This window comes from Streptomyces sp. DH24 (genome assembly GCF_029813775.1).
Classification (GTDB): Bacteria; Actinomycetota; Actinomycetes; order Streptomycetales; family Streptomycetaceae; genus Streptomyces.
In genome coordinates this window covers 1-17,592 of sequence record NZ_JARVKW010000013.1, presented here as the reverse complement: position 1 = coordinate 17,592, position 17,592 = coordinate 1, and the positions used below count along the sequence as shown (strand labels likewise).

General features: G+C 69.2%; 10 protein-coding genes and 1 pseudogene. 10 read left to right on the top strand and 1 reads right to left on the bottom strand.

Annotated elements, in window-relative coordinates:
• Positions 1–92: 92 nt before the first annotated feature.
• Positions 93–3,890, bottom strand: a complete 3,798-nt coding sequence (locus QC282_RS13020) for a GH92 family glycosyl hydrolase (RefSeq protein ID WP_279549463.1) — start codon at positions 3,888–3,890, stop codon at positions 93–95.
• A 499-nt stretch (positions 3,891–4,389) separates the two neighbouring features.
• Between QC282_RS13020 and ngcE the strand changes: the two genes are divergently transcribed.
• The 10 genes and pseudogenes from ngcE to QC282_RS12970 form a co-directional block, all read left to right on the top strand.
• On the top strand, positions 4,390–5,859 hold the full coding sequence (ngcE, locus tag QC282_RS13015) for an N-acetylglucosamine/diacetylchitobiose ABC transporter substrate-binding protein (RefSeq protein WP_279549462.1): 1,470 nt from the start codon (positions 4,390–4,392) through the stop codon (positions 5,857–5,859).
• Positions 5,860–5,947: 88 nt separating this feature from the next.
• On the top strand, positions 5,948–6,874 hold the full coding sequence (locus QC282_RS13010) for a sugar ABC transporter permease (RefSeq protein WP_279549461.1): 927 nt from the start codon (positions 5,948–5,950) through the stop codon (positions 6,872–6,874).
• Positions 6,875–6,878: 4 nt separating this feature from the next.
• Entirely contained in the window at positions 6,879–7,802 is a 924-nt protein-coding gene (locus tag QC282_RS13005) for a carbohydrate ABC transporter permease (protein WP_279549460.1), read from the top strand.
• A gap of 226 nt (positions 7,803–8,028) precedes the next feature.
• Positions 8,029–9,228, top strand: a complete 1,200-nt coding sequence (locus QC282_RS13000) for an ROK family transcriptional regulator (protein ID WP_279549459.1) — start codon at positions 8,029–8,031, stop codon at positions 9,226–9,228.
• 134 nt (positions 9,229–9,362) lie between these two features.
• Positions 9,363–10,460: a sugar ABC transporter substrate-binding protein gene (locus QC282_RS12995; protein ID WP_279549571.1), complete on the top strand. Its 1,098-nt coding sequence runs from the start codon at positions 9,363–9,365 to the stop codon at positions 10,458–10,460.
• A gap of 201 nt (positions 10,461–10,661) precedes the next feature.
• Complete coding sequence (locus QC282_RS12990) at positions 10,662–11,453, top strand: ATP-binding cassette domain-containing protein (protein WP_279549458.1); 792 nt, start codon at positions 10,662–10,664, stop codon at positions 11,451–11,453.
• Positions 11,450–12,745, top strand: coding sequence for a sugar ABC transporter permease (locus tag QC282_RS12985; protein ID WP_279549457.1), 1,296 nt, complete (start codon positions 11,450–11,452; stop codon positions 12,743–12,745). Before QC282_RS12990 ends, QC282_RS12985 begins: the two co-directional genes overlap by 4 nt.
• 191 nt (positions 12,746–12,936) lie before the next feature.
• A complete protein-coding gene (gene dxs, locus QC282_RS12980) occupies positions 12,937–14,856 on the top strand; it encodes a 1-deoxy-D-xylulose-5-phosphate synthase (RefSeq protein ID WP_279549456.1) in 1,920 nt (639 codons plus the stop codon).
• Positions 14,857–15,002: 146 nt separating this feature from the next.
• Positions 15,003–16,526: an amino acid permease gene (locus QC282_RS12975; RefSeq protein WP_279549455.1), complete on the top strand. Its 1,524-nt coding sequence runs from the start codon at positions 15,003–15,005 to the stop codon at positions 16,524–16,526.
• A gap of 115 nt (positions 16,527–16,641) precedes the next feature.
• Positions 16,642–17,592: pseudogene (locus QC282_RS12970) on the top strand (ArnT family glycosyltransferase); the annotation flags it as partial.

The window sequence follows — 17,592 nt, the reverse complement described above, 5'->3', positions numbered from 1 at the left end:
TGCATCCGCGCCGCAGGGGGTACCCCGTGCGGCAGGAGGGGATGGCGGGTCCGGACCGGCGCCGCCCGGCCCGGACCCGCCATGACCTCCCGTCAGGACAGCAGCTCCACCTCCGCCAGCGCGGCCTCGCCGTCCAGGACCAGCCGGTAGTGCCGGTACGCGCCCGGCTCCGGCACCGAGAACGCCCGGGTCTGCCGGTCCCAGCGGAACGACTCACCGGAACGCTTGTCCAGGTCCCGCCAGGTGCTGCCGTCGGCCGAGCCCTGGAGCACCCAGCCCTCGGGCGCCCTGGCGCGGTCCGCCGACGTCAGCGTGTACTGCACGGCCTTCGTCTGCTCGCCGACCGGCAGTCCGACCGTCGACACCGTGGCGTTCGTCGCCGACGTGTCGTCGAACAGGGCACCCTCGCCCTCCAGGACGTCCGCGCGCGGCGCCGGCACCTTGTCGTCCCGCGTGACCGAGACGGGCGCCGCGTCCTCACCGGTGCCCCACGACGACGGACGCGGACCCATGTCGAACTCCAGCACCCCGCCCTTCGCGAGCAGCGAGTGCGGCAGCGAGGTCTTCGTCCAGGTACGGCCGTTGACCTTCAGGCCCTGCACGTACACGTTCTTCGCGCTGTTGTCCGGCGCCTTCACGACCAGTTCGCGGCCGTTCTCCAGGTGCACGGTCGCCTTCTTGAACAGCGGGGACCCGACGGCGTACTCGCCGCTGCCCATCACCAGCGGGTAGAAGCCCAGCGCGGAGAACAGGAACCAGGCCGACTGCTCGCCGTTGTCCTCGTCGCCGTGGTAGCCCTGCCCGATCTCGCTGCCGGTGTAGAGCCGGGACAGCACCTCACGGACGTTCTTCTGCGCCTTCCAGGGTTCCCCGGCCGCGTCGTACATGTAGATGGCGTGGTGGGCGACCTGGTTGGAGTGCCCGTACATGCCCATCCGGACGTCACGGGCCTCCGTCATCTCGTGGATGACACCGCCGTAGGAGCCGACGAACTCCGGCGAGGCCGTCTCCGGGGTGGAGAAGTACTCGTCGAGTTTGTCCCCGAGGCCCTTGCGCCCGCCGTACAGGTTGGCCAGGCCGCGGCTGTCCTGCGGGGCGGTGAAGGCGTAGCCCCAGCCGTTGGTCTCGGTGTAGTCGTGGCCCCACACGCGCGGGTCGTACTTCTCGGACGCCACGCGCCAGTCGCCCTTGGCGTTCTTCCCCTGGAAGAAGCCGGCCTTCGGGTCGAAGAGGTTGACGTAGTCCCGGGCGCGGTTCAGGAAGTACTCCGACTCCTCCCGGTAGCGCTTCTCGCCGGTCTCCTCGTAGAGCTTGTGGCCCATGCGCGCGATGCCGTAGTCGTTGAGGTAGCCCTCCAGCGCCCACGACAGGCCCTCGTGCGTCTCGCTGCTCGTGTAGCCGAGGAACGGCGAGGTCGCCATGCCCTTGCGGCCCACGCCGGACGCCGGCGGCACGACGGTCGCGTTCTTCACGGCCGCGTCGTACGCCGCCTTCTCGTCGAAGTCGACGCCCTTGACGTACGCGTCCGCGAACGCGACGTCCGAGGACGTGCCGGTCATCAGGTCGGCGTAACCGGGCGAGGACCAGCGCGAGGTCCAGCCGCCGTCCTTGTACTGCTGCACGAACCCGTCGACCAGCTCACCGGCCCGGCTCGGCGTCAGGAAGGAGTACGCCGGCCAGGTCGTCCGGTAGGTGTCCCAGAAGCCGTTGTTCACGTACACCTTGCCGTCCACGATTTTCGCGCCGGTGTGCGTCGGCGTGTCCGGGTTCGGCATCGGCGAGAACGGCGACGCGTACTTGAACTTGCCGTCGACCTTCTCGAAGCCCGAGTTCGGGTACAGGTACAGCCGGTACAGGCTGGAGTACAGCGTGGTCAGCTGGTCCGGCGTCGCGCCCTCCACCTCGACCTTGCCCAGCAGCTTGTCCCACTGCTTCTGGGCGCGGTTCTTGACCGCGGAGAAGTCCGTGCCGTCGGGGATCTCCTGGCGCAGGTTGTCCTTCGCCTGGTCGACGCTGATCAGCGAGGTGGCCAGGCGCAGCGTCACCGTGCGGTCCTCGCCCGCGTCGAAGCGCAGATGGCCCTTGACGCCGCCGGCGGAGCCCTCGGTGACCGGCTTGTCGAACACGCCGTACACGAAGAGGCGGGTGGCGCCCGCGGACAGCCCGGACTTCACGTCCGAGTAGCCGGTGACGATCCCGTTCTCCTTGTCGAGGCTGAGGCCCGCCTGGTCGGTGACGTTGTCGAACAGGACGCTCGCGTCGTCGCCGGGGTAGGTGAAGCGGAGCATCGCCGCGTGGTCCGTCGGCGTCATCTCCGCCTTCAGGCCGTTCTCGAACCGCACCCCGTAGTAGTACGGCCGCGCGGTCTCGTTCTCGTGCCGGAAGGCCAGCTCACGCGCCTCACGGCCGTGGTCCGGGGTGCCGGGGGCGGCCGACGGCATCACCTGGAAGGTCTGCCGGTCGCCCATCCACGGGCTCGGCTCGTGGCTCGCGCTGAACGCCTGGATCGTCGGCAGGTTGTCCGCGTTGTTGCCGCGCGCGTAGTCGTACAGCCAGCTCAGCGAGCCGGCGTTCGTCACCGGCGTCCAGAAGTTGAAGCCGTGCGGCACGGCCGTCGCCGGGAAGTTGTTGCCGCGCGAGAAGCCGCCGCTGGAGTTGGTGCCGCGCGTCGTCAGCGCGTAGTCCGACGGGTGGGCCTTCGGCGCCTCCGGCGGCACGGGCCGGATCGTCACGTCGTCCACCCAGCCCCGGAACTTCGCCGGGCCCTTCGGGGAGTCGTACGCGACCAGGATCCGGTCGACCGTCTTGCCCGCCGCGACCGAGCCGATCCGCGAGGTGACGTTGTTCCACTGGTTGACGTACAGCACCTTGGCCGCGCCCTGCCCGCGCGGCGTCAGCGCGAAGCCGTGGCTGTCGGTGGCGCCCAGGTCGCTGAGGTAGGTGCCGTCGGTGAAGGCGAGGTCCACGGAGACGTTCGTGGCGTCGTAGTCGAGGTCGCCGTCCGCCATCGACGGGAAGACGCGGTAGCCGAGCCGGGTGTTGCGGTCCACGGCCACGTCGACGTCGAAGACCTTGTTGTACGAGTAGGCCCGGCCGTCGGAGGTGTGCCGTCCGGCGTACCTGAGGGCCCGCTTGCCGGTGAAGCCCGCGCCGGCCTTGGCGGTGGGGGAGCCGCTCGGGCCGCGGTCGACCAGCGAGAGCATGTCCTGCGGGACCGGACCGTCGCCGCCGCCCGTGGAGAACTGCACGTCGGCGAGCTGAAGGATGTCCCCGCCGTTGTTCTTGGTGATGTCGAGCCGGAAGTGCCGGTACTCGGCGGGCTCCGCGACGTCGTACGTCTTCGTCTGGAACCGCTCGGAGAAGGACGCGCCGGAACGGGTGTCGAGCGTCTTCCAGTCCTCGCCGTCCGCCGAGCCCTTCAGCGTCCAGTCCACGGGGTCGCGCTCGGCGTGGTCGTTGGCCGAGGTGAGCGCGTAACGGGCCATCCTGACGGGCTTGTCGAGGTCGAACTCCACCCAGCCGGTCCGCTCGAAGGCCAGCCACTTGGTGCTCGGCTCGCCGTCGACGAGGTTCTCCTTCACCTCGCCGCCACCGGTGTTCTCGGCGCTCGCCCGGACGTCCGTGACATGGTCGGTCACATTGCCCGGTATGCCGCTGCTGTACCCGCCGTCCACCCCGGAGGCCCGCTTGCCGCCGTCCGGTGCCGCCTCGACGGTGTTCAGCCAGTCCGGGGCCGGATCGTCCGCCTCGAACGACGAGGCGAACTCCCGCCCCGCGGCGTCGGGAGCCTCCGGCAGGGCGACCGCCGCGCCCTGCGAGCCCACGGCCATGACAAAGGCGGCCGTGCACACGACCGCCGGACCCCATCTGTGCCGAGCTCTGTGTTGCATGTCCGGGCCATCCTCCCTGCGTGCGGACAACGTTGTCAGCTTTGCTGCGCAAGGAACAGTAGTGGGTCAAGTACTCGGCGGTGTCAAGGGTGTTGAGTGTGCCGTTCGGGGGCAATACCGGGGATTTTTCCGCCGGGGAACGCACAGGTCGCTCATATTTCCGCGAGGTCTCACTTCGGAAAAGACCCACGGTGAACCTTGCATTCGATCTTGCTCCCCTGGCGGGAAGTGGACTATACCTGTCGGCGTCCGCACCCTTCGGGTGTCGCCGGTCGGGAGCGGGCCCGGGGGGAGTCGGAAGGGGTGGTTCGATGCACGGAACACGCCAGCCGCAGAGCAATTCCCCGCGATCCCGGAACAACATGCATTGAGTAGTCCCCACACCCGAGTACGCGTTTCGCACGACCCGCACTTCCTGCACGACCCAGCTTGACCCGACCGCGGTGCCGGGGAGGATCCGGTTCACCGCCTGAGTCCTGGAGAAGGCGAGGACTTGAGCATGGGATCCACCCACACCGAGAACAACGGCTCCGAGCACAGCGGTACGGCGGGCGTAGGCCGCCGCGATCTGATCAAGCGGTCCGCCGCACTCGGTCTGATCACCGTCCCCACCATGAGCTTCCTGTCCGCGTGCGCGAGCGGCGGCGGGGGCGACGAGCAGGACAAGGCCAAGGCCGGCAAGAAGACCGCCAAGAACCCCCTCGGCGTCAACGACAGCGCGCAGATGGAGTTCGTGCTGTTCGACGGCGGCTTCGGCAAGGAGTACGCCGAGGACGCCGTCAAGATCTACGAGACGAACTTCCCCAAGGCTAAGGTCAAGTTCTCCGCCACCCAGAAGATCCAGTCCACGCTCCAGCCCCGCTTCAACCAGGGCACCCCGCCGGACCTCATCGACAACTCCGGCGCCGAGCAGATGGACATGGGCGTCCTGGTCGGCAAGAAGCAGCTCGCCGACCTCACCGCGCTGCTCGACGCGCCGTCCTACGACGACCCGAACAAGAAGGTCCGCGACACGCTGCGCCCCGGCATCGTGGAGATGGGCCAGTTCGACGGCGACCAGGTGTGGATCCTGTACTACGCGTACACGGTGTACGGCGTCTGGTACTCGCAGAAGGCGCTGGACTCGCTCGACGAGCAGTACCCGGAGACCTGGGACCAGATGCTCGCCGTGTGCGAGAAGGCCAAGAAGAAGGGCATGGCGGGCTGGACGTACGCGGGCAAGTACCCGTACTACGTCCCGTTCTCGCTCTACCCGATGATCGGCAAGGTCGGCGGCCGCGAGGTCCTGGACGCCATCGACAACCTGGAGCCCAACGCCTGGAAGCACCCGGCCGTCAAGGCGTGCTTCGAGGCCTACTACGAGCTGGTCAAGAAGGGCTACGTCCTCAAGGGCACCCCGGGCCTGGACCACATCCAGTCGCAGACCGCGTGGGCCAAGGGCAAGGCGCTGTTCATCCCGAACGGCTCCTGGGTGGAGAACGAGTCGGCGAACGTCATCCCGGCCGACTTCGACCTGGCCGTCTCCGCGCCGACCGGCCTGGACAGCTCCGACAAGCTGCCCTTCGGCACCATCTGGGCCTCCGGCGGCGAGCCCTTCATCGTGCCCGCCAAGGCGAAGAACGGCGCGGGTGGCATGGAGCAGCTGCGCATCATGCTCAGCGAGGCGTCCTCCAAGAACTTCACCAGCAAGGTCAAGTCGCTCACCGCGTACAACGGCGGCACCGACGGCATCAGCCTCACCCCGGGCCTGAAGGCCGGTGTCGCGGCGCTGGAGAAGGCCGGCGAGAACGTGGTGAACCCGCGTATCCAGGACTGGTACGTGCAGCTGCAGAAGGAGAAGATCGGTGTCGCCGGTCTCGGCGAGATGATGGCCGGCCGCATCACCCCGGCCGAGGCCATCAAGAAGATCCAGGCGTTCGCCGACGAGGCCGCCAAGGACACGTCGATCAAGCACTACAAGCACCAGTGACGCCCCGTCACCAGGGCCTGCCCGGCGCGTCAGGCGCGCCGGGCAGGCCCTGGCGGCGGTACCCGCGCGCAGATCGGGGTCGGTAGCAATGCAGCACGGCAAGTACCGGTTCATCGTGGGGTTCCTTGCGGTGCCCCTGGGGCTGTACGCGCTTTTCGTCATCTGGCCGTTCATCCAGTCCATCTACTACTCGTTCACGGACTGGACCGGCCTGAGCCCCGACTTCACCATGGTCGGCTTCGACAACTACGAAAGGATGCTCGACGACGACATCTTCTGGAAGTCGCTCCAGCACAGCCTGCTGTTCGCGCTGCTGCTGCCGGTGGTGACGATCGGCCTGGCGCTGTTCTTCGCCTTCATGATCAACGTGGGCGGGCGGCGCCGCAGGGGCGGACCGGTCATCTCCGGTGTGCGCGGCTCGGGCTTCTACAAGATCGTCTACTTCTTCCCGCAGGTGCTGTCCATCGCCATCGTGGCGCTGCTGTTCGCGTTCGCGTACAACCCGGACAGCGGCGCCATCAACTCGCTGCTGCGCGGCATCGGCTTCGGCGACGTCCAGCCGCTCTGGCTCGGCGACCCGGACCTGGCGCTGTGGTGCGTGATGGCGGTGCTGGTGTGGTCCACGGTCGGCTTCTTCGTGGTCCTGTTCTCCGCGGGCATGGCGTCCATCCCCGCGGACCTGTACGAGGCGGCGCTGCTGGACGGCGCCAACCGCGTCACCACCTTCTTCCGGATCACCCTGCCGCTGCTGTGGGACACCGTGCAGTCGGGCTGGGTGTACATGGGCATCCTCGCCCTCGGCGCCGAGTCGTTCGCGGTCGTGCAGATCATGACGACCGGTCCGGGCGGCCCGGACTACTCGACCACCGTCATGGTCCTGTACGTGTACCAGAAGGCGTTCCGTGACGGTCAGGCCGCCTACGCCACCACCATCGGCGTCGCCCTGCTCATCGTGACGCTGGCCTTCGCGGCCGTCGTGATGCGGCTGGGCCGGCGCGAGCGGCTGGAGTACTGATCACATGAAGACGACCGAGACCTCCGCCCCCGTACCGGCCGAGTCCGGTACGACCGTCACGAAGACGGACGCGCCGCCGGGGCCGCCCGCGAAGGAGAAGAAAGAGGGCACGGTCCTCAACGTCTTCTCGCACGGCATCCTCGTCCTGTGGGCCTTCATGGTGGTCCTGCCGCTGCTGTGGGCGGTGATGACGTCCTTCAAGGACGACGCCTCCATCTTCGGCTCGCCCTGGTCGCTGCCGGACAAGCTGCACTTCGACAACTGGTCGCGGGCCTGGACCGAGGCCAACATGAGCGACTACTTCCTCAACACCGTGCTGGTGGTGGGGGGCTCGCTCATCGGCACCCTGGTGCTGGGCTCGATGGCGGCGTACGTGCTGGCCCGCTTCGACTTCCCGGGCAACCGCTTCATCTACTACCTGTTCATCGGCGGCATGAGCTTCCCGATCATGCTCGCGCTGGTGCCGTTGTTCTACGTCGTGAACAACATGGGGCTGCTGAACACGATCCACGGCCTGATCCTGGTCTACATCGCGTATTCGCTGCCGTTCACCGTGTTCTTCCTGACGGCGTTCTTCCGGACGCTGCCGTCGTCGGTGGCGGAGGCGGCGTTCGTGGACGGCGCCTCGCACAGCAGGACGTTCTTCCAGATCATGCTGCCGATGGCCAAGCCGGGCCTGATCAGCGTCGGCATCTTCAACTTCCTGGGCCAGTGGAACCAGTACATGCTGCCGACGGTGCTCAACACCGACCCGGACAAGCGCGTCCTCACCCAGGGACTGGTCCAGCTCGCGGTCAGCCAGGGCTACAAGGGTGACTGGTCGGGACTCTTCGCGGGCCTGGTCATGGCGATGCTGCCGGTGCTGGCGGCGTACATCATCTTCCAGCGGCAGGTGGTGCAGGGGCTGACGGCGGGCGCGCTGAAGTAGTCCGCGCGCCCTCGGCGACAAGGATCTTCGGCCCGCCCGGTAGCCCTGCGCCACCGCTCGTGCGCACGCCGTTCCCGGCCCCGGGGACGGCGTGCCGCGTTGTGAGCAGGATTCCGGATGCGGTTCAACCTCTTGACGGTAGGCAACCCGAACGGGTCAGCTTAGAGTTCACTAGTTGGACATAGACGGGGCCTCATCGCTGCGGTCCCGCGCGCAGGAGGTCGTCGTGGAGACTCCGGGGTCGCAGTCGTCGCTGCACCGAGCAAACCTGGAGAGGGTCGTCCGGGCCGTACGGCTGGCGGGATCGCTCACCCAGGCGGAGATCGCGAGGACGACGGGCCTGTCGGCCGCGACGGTCTCCAACATCGTGCGGGAACTGAAGGACGGCGGAACCGTCGAGGTCACCCCCACCTCGGCCGGCGGCCGCCGGGCCCGCGCCGTCTCGCTCAGCGGCGACGCCGGCATCGTCATCGGCGTCGATTTCGGCCATACGCACTTGCGTGTCGCGGTCGGGAACCTCGCCCACCAGGTGCTGGCGGAGGAGGCCGAGCCGCTGGACGTGGACGCCTCCTCGACACAGGGTTTCGACCGGGCGGAGGAGCTGGTCAGCCGTCTGATCGCGGCGACCGGCGTCGACCGTTCCAAGATCGCCGGGGTGGGCCTCGGCGTGCCCGGTCCGATCGACGTCGAGTCGGGCACCCTCGGCTCGACCGCCATCCTGCCCGGCTGGGGCGGCACCAAGCCCGCCGAGGAGCTGCGGGGGCGGCTCGGCGTGCCGGTGCACGTGGACAACGACGCGAACCTCGGAGCCCTCGGCGAGATGGTCTGGGGCAGCGGGCGCGGGGTGCGGGACCTGGCGTACATCAAGGTCGCCAGCGGCGTCGGCGCCGGTCTGGTGATCAACGGCAAGATCTACCGCGGCCCGGGTGGCACAGCGGGAGAAATCGGTCATATTACTCTTGATGAGTCCGGCCCCGTCTGCCGCTGCGGAAACCGGGGCTGCCTGGAGACTTTCACGGCCGCGCGCTACGTCCTGCCGCTGCTCCAGTCCAGCCACGGCACCGACCTCACGCTGGAAGGAGTCGTCCGGCTGGCGCGGGACGGCGACCCGGGCTGCCGTCGGGTGATCGCCGACGTCGGCCGTCACATCGGCAGCGGAGTCGCCAATCTGTGCAACCTGCTGAACCCGAGCCGGGTGGTCCTCGGCGGTGATCTCGCCGAGGCCGGTGAGCTGGTGCTCGGGCCCATCCGGGAGTCCGTCGGCCGCTACGCGATCCCCAGCGCGGCACGTCAACTGTCCGTTCTCCCCGGGGCACTTGGGGGCCGTGCGGAGGTGCTCGGAGCGCTCGCTCTCGCGCTCAGCGAGATGGGTGATTCCACCCTTTTGGACGGTTCGCTGCCTGCCGCGGCACCCGCCTTCACTTAGAGAACGGATGGCACCGTTGCCAACCCGTTAAGGATTTACTTCTTGACGTCGCACGTGTGGCCGAGTTGACTTCCAGCCACCTCGGCCGCAACGACGCGGCCTCGTCAGGGAGGTTTTTCGAAGTGAACACGCGTATGCGTCGTGCCGCCGTTGCCGTCGCCGCCGGTGCGATGGCCGTCTCGCTGGCCGCCTGTGGGAGTGCCAAGGAGTCCGGCGACAAGTCCGAGTCCTCCGGCTCCGCCGCGAAGGGCGACAACATCAAGGTCGGTCTGCTCCTGCCGGAGAACAAGACCGCCCGCTACGAGAAGTTCGACCGCCCCTTGATCGAGAAGAAGATCAAGGAGCTGACGGACAACAAGGCCACGATCCAGTACAACAACGCCCGTCAGGACGCGAACCTGCAGGCCCAGCAGGTCGACACCATGATCACCAACAAGGTGGACGTCCTGATCCTGGACGCGGTCGACGCCAAGGCCATCAAGAACTCGGTCCAGAAGGCCGTCGACGCCGGCATCAAGGTCGTCGCCTACGACCGCCTCGCCGAGGGCCCGATCAGCGCCTACACCTCGTTCGACAACGTCGAGGTCGGCCGCACCCAGGGCAAGGCCCTGCTGGAGGCCCTGGGCGACAAGGCCAAGGACAGCCAGATCGTCATGATGAACGGCTCCGTCACCGACCCGAACGCCGCCCAGTTCAAGCAGGGCGCCCACGAGGTCCTCGACGGCAAGGTCAAGGTCGGCAAGGAGTTCGACACCAAGGAGTGGTCGCCGGACAACGCCAACGCCAACATGGAGGCGGCGATCTCGGCGCTCGGCAAGAACAAGATCGCCGGTGTCTACTCCGCCAACGACGGCATGGCGGGCGGCATCATCACCGCCCTGAAGGCCGCCGGCATCGACGTGCCGGTCACCGGCCAGGACGCCGAACTCGCGGGTGTGCAGCGCATCGTCTCCGGTGAGCAGTACATGAGCGTCTACAAGCCGTACGCCCCGGAGGCCGCCGCCGCCGCCGAGATGGCCGTCGCGCTCGCCAAGGGCGAGAGCCTCGACTCCATCGCCAAGGACAAGGTCTCCAGCGGCAGCGCCAAGGACGTCCCGTCCGTGCTCGTCCCGGTCACCTCGCTGACCAAGGACAACATCAACGACACCGTCATCAAGGACGGCGTCTACACCGCCGCCGAGATCTGCACCGGCAAGTACAAGGCCGCCTGCGACAAGCTCGGCATCAAGTAAGCAGCCCGAAGTCCCCTGCCGCGTACGGGAATCCGGCCCGGATTCCCGTACCGCGACCGCATGAGGGGACGGCTGCCCCAAGGCTCCTCCGGCGCCCCGCGCATCAACAGCCCCGCAAGCTCGTGGCGGGGCGCCGGACGGATCACCTCTCCACCCCCCAATCTTCTGCACTACCTTCCGCCGGGTCAGGCGGCGAAGGAGATGGTTCACGTGTCCGCTACGCCCGTGCTGGCGTTGCGCGGGGTCTCCAAGCGTTTCGGTGCCGTCCAGGCGCTCACCGACGTAGAGCTTGAGGTCCACGCCGGTGAGGTTGTCGCCCTGGTGGGCGACAACGGCGCCGGAAAGTCCACGCTGGTGAAGACGATCGCCGGCGTGCATCCCATCGATGAAGGCGCCATCGAGTGGGACGGCAAGACCGTTCAGATCAGCAAGCCGCACGACGCCCAGGCGCTGGGCATCGCGACCGTCTACCAGGACCTCGCGCTGTGCGACAACATCGACGTCGTCGGGAACCTGTTCCTCGGCCGTGAGATCAAGCGCCGCGGAATCCTCGACGAGGTGGAGATGGAGCGGCGCGCCCGCGACCTCCTCCAGACCCTGTCGATCCGCATCCCCAGCGTGCGCATCCCGATCGCCTCGCTGTCCGGCGGTCAGCGCCAGGTCGTGGCCATCGCCCGCTCCATGCTCGGCGAGCCCAAGCTGGTCATCCTCGACGAGCCCACCGCCGCCCTCGGCGTCGAGCAGACCGCGCAGGTCCTCGACCTCGTCGAGCGGCTGCGCGAGCGCGGACACGCCGTCATCCTCATCAGCCACAACATGGCCGACGTCAAGGCGGTCGCGGACAAGGTCGCGGTGCTGCGCCTGGGCCGCAACAACGGTGTCTTCGAGGTCAAGACGACCTCCCAGGAGGACATCATCGCCGCCATCACCGGCGCCACCGACAACGCCGTCACCCGCCGTGCGGCCCGCTCGAACGGGGAGGCCTCCAAGTGAGCACCGAGAAGACCTCCGGCACCCAGCGGGACGAGCACGAGGTGGTGAACCCGGAGGCCGCCGCCGCGGCCGTCACCGCCGTCGACCCGCGCCTGCTGGTCCGCGAGCAGGGCCTCGCCGGCTACTGGGGCGAGTTCAAGCGCAAGATGAAGGCGGGCGAACTGGGGTCCATCCCCGTCGTCGTCGGCCTCATCCTCATCTGCGTCATCTTCCAGAGCCTCAACTCCGCGTTCCTGTCCGCGCAGAACATCAGCGACATCACCGTCACGATGGTCGGCACCGGCATGATCTCGGTCGGCATCGTGTTCGTGCTGCTGCTCGGCGAGATCGACCTGTCGGTCGGCTCGGTCAGCGGCGCCTCCAGCGCCCTCGCGGCCGTCCTCGCCGTGAACCAGGGCATGCCCGAGTGGCTGGCGGTGCTGCTCGCCGTCGCCGCCGGCGCGGTCATCGGCGCGGCGCACGGCTTCTTCTTCGCGGTGCTGGGCGCCCCCGCCTTCGCCGTGACCCTGGCCGGCCTGCTGTTCTGGCTCGGCTTCATGCTCAAGATCCTGGGCGAGAACGGCACCATCAACCTCGACAGCGACGGTCTGATCGGGCAGCTGACGACGTACTTCTTCGCGGACGTCGCCGCCGCCTACGGCCTGGCCCTGCTCGTCGTGGCGGTGTTCTTCGTCACCTCCTTCCTGGGCAACCGCCGCCGGGAGGCCGCGGGCATCCCGTCCCGGCCGCTCAGCGACATCGTGCTGCGGACCGTGCTGCTGGCGGTCGTCTCCTTCGCCGCGGCCTTCATGTACAACCAGTACAAGGGCCTGCCGCTGGCCACGGTGATCTTCCTGGCCTTCCTCATCGGCACGGACTTCCTGCTCCGCCGCACCGCCTACGGCCGCAAGGTGTTCGCGCTCGGCGGCAGCGTCGAGGCGTCCCGCCGAGCCGGTATCAACGTCACGGCGATCCGGATCTCCGTGTTCGCCATCGCGGGCGGCTTCGCCGCGATCGGCGGCCTGTTCCTGGCCTCCAAGATCGCGTCCGCCAACCAGAGCGCCGGCACCGGTGACCTGCTGATGAACGCCATCGCCGCGGCCGTCATCGGCGGCACCAGCCTCTTCGGCGGCCGGGGCCGCACCTGGAACGCCCTGCTCGGTGTCCTGGTGATCGTCTCCATCCAGTACGGCCTCCAGCTGGAGTCCATCGCCGAGCCGGTGAAGTACATGATCACCGCGGCGGTGCTGCTCACCACGGTCGTGATCGACTCGGTCACCCGCAAGACGCAGAAGACGGCGGGTCGCGCCTAGCCACGCCCCCCCGGCCCTGTGCCCGGCACCCACGGCGGTGCCGGGCACAGTCGTGTCACGGGGCGGGCGGCGCGCGGCCGGGCCGATCGCGTGACGCACGACGCACCGCCCGGGCGCCGCCCGCCGGGGCGGAACATTAGACTCGACGAGCCCGGCAACAGCTCGAACAGCTCTACTGCAAGGAGGCACGGGTGCCGCTGCTGACCCGCATCAGGGGACCGCGCGATCTGGACACGCTCAGCCCACAGGAGCTGGACCAGCTGGCCGGGGAGATCCGGACCTTCCTCGTCGAGGCGGTCTCCAAGACCGGCGGCCACCTCGGCCCCAACCTCGGCGTGGTCGAGCTCACCATCGCCCTGCACCGGGTCTTCGAGTCGCCCCGGGACAAGGTGCTGTGGGACACCGGCCACCAGTCCTACGTGCACAAGCTGCTCACCGGACGCCAGGACTTCTCCCGGCTGAAGATGAAGGGCGGCCTGTCCGGCTACCCCTCGCAGGCCGAGTCCGAGCACGACGTCATCGAGAACAGCCACGCCTCCACCGTCCTCGGCTGGGCCGACGGCATCGCCAAGGCCAACCAGCTCCACAAGCGCGACAGCCACGTCGTCGCGGTCATCGGCGACGGCGCCCTCACCGGCGGCATGGCCTGGGAGGCGCTGAACAACATCGCCGACGCCAAGGACCGCCCGCTGGTCATCGTCGTCAACGACAACGAGCGCTCCTACGCCCCCACGATCGGCGGACTCGCCAACCACCTGGCGACCCTGCGCACCACCGACGGCTACGAGCGCTTCCTGGCCCGCACCAAGGACCTCCTGGAGCGCACCCCGGTCGTCGGCAAGCCGCTCTACGGCACGCTGCACGGCGCGAAGAAGGGCCTGAAGGACTTCATCGCCCCGCAGGGCCTGTTCGAGGACCTGGGCCTGAAGTACGTCGGCCCGATCGACGGCCACGACATCGAGGCCCTGGAGTCCGCCCTCGCCCGCGCCAAGCGCTTCAACGGCCCCGTCATCGTGCACTGCCTCACCGAGAAGGGCCGCGGCTACCAGCCCGCCCTCGCGGACGAGGCCGACCGCTTCCACGCCGTCGGCAAGATCCACCCCGACACGGGCCTGCCGATCGCCACCTCCGGCGCCGACTGGACGAGCGTCTTCGGCGACGAGATGGTCAAGCTGGGCGAGGAGCGCGAGGACGTCGTCGCGATCACCGCGGCCATGCTCCAGCCCGTCGGCCTGGACAAGTTCGCCAAGCGCTTCCCGGACCGGGTCTACGACGTCGGCATCGCCGAGCAGCACGGCGCCGTCTCCGCGGCCGGCCTCGCGCACGGCGGCGTCCACCCCGTCTTCGCCGTCTACGCCACCTTCCTCAACCGCGCCTTCGACCAGGTCCTGATGGACGTCGCCCTGCACAAGTGCGGCGTCACGTTCGTCCTGGACCGGGCCGGCGTCACCGGCACCGACGGCGCCTCCCACAACGGCATGTGGGACATGTCGATCCTCCAGGTCGTGCCCGGCCTCAGGCTCGCCGCCCCGCGCGACGCCGAGCAGGTCCGCGCCCAGCTCCGCGAGGCCGTCGCCGTGGACGACGCCCCGACCGTGGTCCGCTTCTCCAAGGGCGCCGTCGGCCCCGCCGTACCGGCCGTCGGCCGCGTCGGCGGCATGGACGTGCTGCGCGAGGCCGGCACCGACGCCCCGGACGTGCTGCTGGTCTCCGTGGGCGCCCTCGCCCCGATGTGCCTGGAGGTGGCCGCCCTCCTCGACAAGCAGGGCATCTCCACCACCGTCGTCGACCCGCGCTGGGTCAAGCCCGTGGACGAGGCCATGGCCCCGCTCGCCGAGCGGCACCGCGTCGTCGTCACCGTCGAGGACAACTCGCGCGTCGGCGGCGTCGGCTCGGCCGTCGCCCAGGCCCTCAGGGACGCGGGCGTGGACGTGCCGCTGCGCGACTTCGGCATCCCGCCGCGCTTCCTCGACCACGCCTCCCGCGCGGAGGTGCTCGCCGAGATCGGCCTGACCGCGCCCGACATCGCGCGCCAGGTGACCGGCCTGGTCGCCAGGATCGACGGCCGGTTCGAGCGCTCCGCCGCCGGGGTGGAGGCCGCCCGCGACTGACGCGGTCCCGACTGGTCCCGATGGGCCGGTTGCACCACTGTGAAGAGTGGTGCGACCGGCCCATTCGCGTGACGAGGCCCGTGCCGGGGCATACGCACTGCGCCCCCTCTCGATCATGTCGGGGACGACAAGCGTGGGAGGTACCCGTGAGCAGCAATCTCTTCCGGACGAAAAAGGTCGAGCAGTCCATCCTCGACACCGAGGAACCAGAGCACGCGCTCAAGAAATCCTTGTCCGCGCTGGATCTGACCGTCTTCGGCGTCGGTGTCATCATCGGCACCGGCATCTTCGTCCTCACCGGTACGGTCGCCAAGAACAACGCCGGGCCCGCCGTGGCGATCGCCTTCGCCACGGCCGGTGTCGTCTGCGCGCTGGCCGCTCTGTGCTACGCCGAGTTCGCGTCCACGGTCCCGGTCGCCGGGTCCGCCTACACCTTCTCGTACGCCTCGCTCGGTGAGCTGCCCGCCTGGATCATCGGCTGGGACCTGGTGCTGGAGTTCGCGCTCGGGACGGCGGTGGTGGCCGTCGGCTGGTCCGGCTACATCCGCTCGCTGATGGGCAACGCGGGCTGGACGATGCCCGCCGAGCTCGGCGGCCGGGACGGCGCCGACGGCTTCGGCTTCGACATCCTCGCGGCCGTCCTGGTCCTGGTGCTCACGGCGATCCTCGTCCTCGGCATGAAGCTGTCCGCGCGGATCACGTCCGTCGTCGTCGCCATCAAGGTGACCGTCGTCCTCGTCGTGATCATCGCCGGCGCCTTCTTCATCAAGGGCGACAACTACGACCCGTTCATCCCCAAGTCGCAGCCGGTCCCGGCGGGCGAGAGTCTCGACTCGCCCCTCATCCAGGTGCTGTTCGGCTGGGCTCCCGCCAACTTCGGCGTGATGGGCATCTTCACCGCCGCGTCGGTCGTCTTCTTCGCCTTCATCGGCTTCGACATCGTCGCCACGGCCGCCGAGGAGACCAGGAACCCGCAGCGCGACATGCCCCGCGGCATCCTCGGCTCCCTGTTCATCTGCACCGCGCTGTACGTCGCCGTGTCCATCGTCGTCACCGGAATGCAGCACTACAGCAGGCTGTCCGTGGACGCCCCGCTCGCCGACGCCTTCAAGGCCACCGGCCACCCCTGGTACGCGGGCTTCATCAGCTTCGGCGCCGCCGTCGGCCTCACCACCGTCTGCATGATCCTGCTGCTCGGCCAGACCCGCGTCTTCTTCGCGATGAGCCGCGACGGGCTGCTGCCGCGCTTCTTCTCGCGCGTCCACCCGAAGTTCAAGACCCCGCACCGGCCGACCATCCTGCTGGGCGTGCTGATCGCGGTCGTCGCGGGCTTCACCCCGCTGAGCGAACTCGCCGCGCTGGTCAACATCGGCACCCTGTTCGCCTTCGTCATCGTCGCGATCAGCGTGATCATCCTGCGCCGCACCCGCCCCGACCTGCACCGCTCCTTCCGCACCCCGTGGGTGCCGGCCCTGCCGATCCTGTCGGTGGGCGCCTCCCTGTGGCTGATGCTGAACCTGCCCACCGAGACCTGGATCCGGTTCGGCATCTGGATGGCCATCGGCTGCGTCGTGTACTTCCTCTACGGCCGCACCCACAGCCGCCTCGCCCGCGGCCGTGAGACGCCCGTCGGCGAGGTGTTCAAACCGCAGCGCGGTGACACCGAGTAGCCGCACCGGCAGGGCGACCGGACGAGGGCTCGGCCCGCGTGGCCGCCAGGTCCGACACACCGGCCCCGTATGTCCCGTCACCGCGGGACATACGGGGCCGGATAGCGTGCCCCCCATGCGCGCCGAGCCCCTCGCAGCATCACGCTCCGCACTCGAACGGCACACGGACCTCCGCTACTGGCACCGCCTGCTGCCCCTGCTGGCGGTGCTGGCCTGCGTCACCCGCGTCCCGTCCTTCGCCCGGCCGCTGTGGAACCCCGACGAGGGCCTCCTCGCCGTCCAGGCCCGCATACTGGCGCACGGCGGCGAGCTGTACGAGACGGTCGTCGACCGCAAACCGCCCCTGGTGCCGTGGCTCTACGAGGCCGCCTTCACGGTGGCCGGCTCCGACTCGCTCACGTCGGTGCGCGTCCTCGCCGTCCTCGCGCAACTGCTCACCGCCGTGCTGCTCGCCTCGCTGGCCCGGCGCCGCTGGGGCGACCGCGCGGGCCGCACGGCCGGCGTGCTGTACCTGCTGGTCTCGGTCGGGCTGAACCCCGAGGACGCGCAGGCCGCCGGCTTCGAACTGTTCATACTGCCGTGCACGGCGGCGGCGATGTGGTGCGCCGACCGCCGCCGCTGAGGCGCGGCCGGGGCCGCCGTCGGCTGCGCGTTCCTTGCCAAGCAGACCGGCGGGGCGGTGCTGCTGCCGGTGCTGTGGCTGTGCCGGGGCTCGCACGGCGGGCTGCTCAGGGTGGTGGCGGGCGCCGTGCTGCCGGTGCTGGGCGCGGCTCTGGTCACCGACCCGGCGGGGTTCCTGTTCTGGACCGTCACCGGCTCGGGCACGTACGCCTCGTTCACCGGATCCGAACTCCACGTCCTGGGCCGTGCCCTGGCCAACACCGCGATCGTGGCGGTGGCCTGCGCGGGACTGATCCCGCCCGTGGTGCGGGCGCTGCGCATCGCCCGCACCGGGGCGCCGGCCCTGTGGCTGTGGTTCGGCGCGTCGGCCGGCGCGGTCGCCACCGGATTCCACTTCTTCGGCCACTACTACCTGCAACTCCTGCCGCCGCTCGCCCAGCTGGCG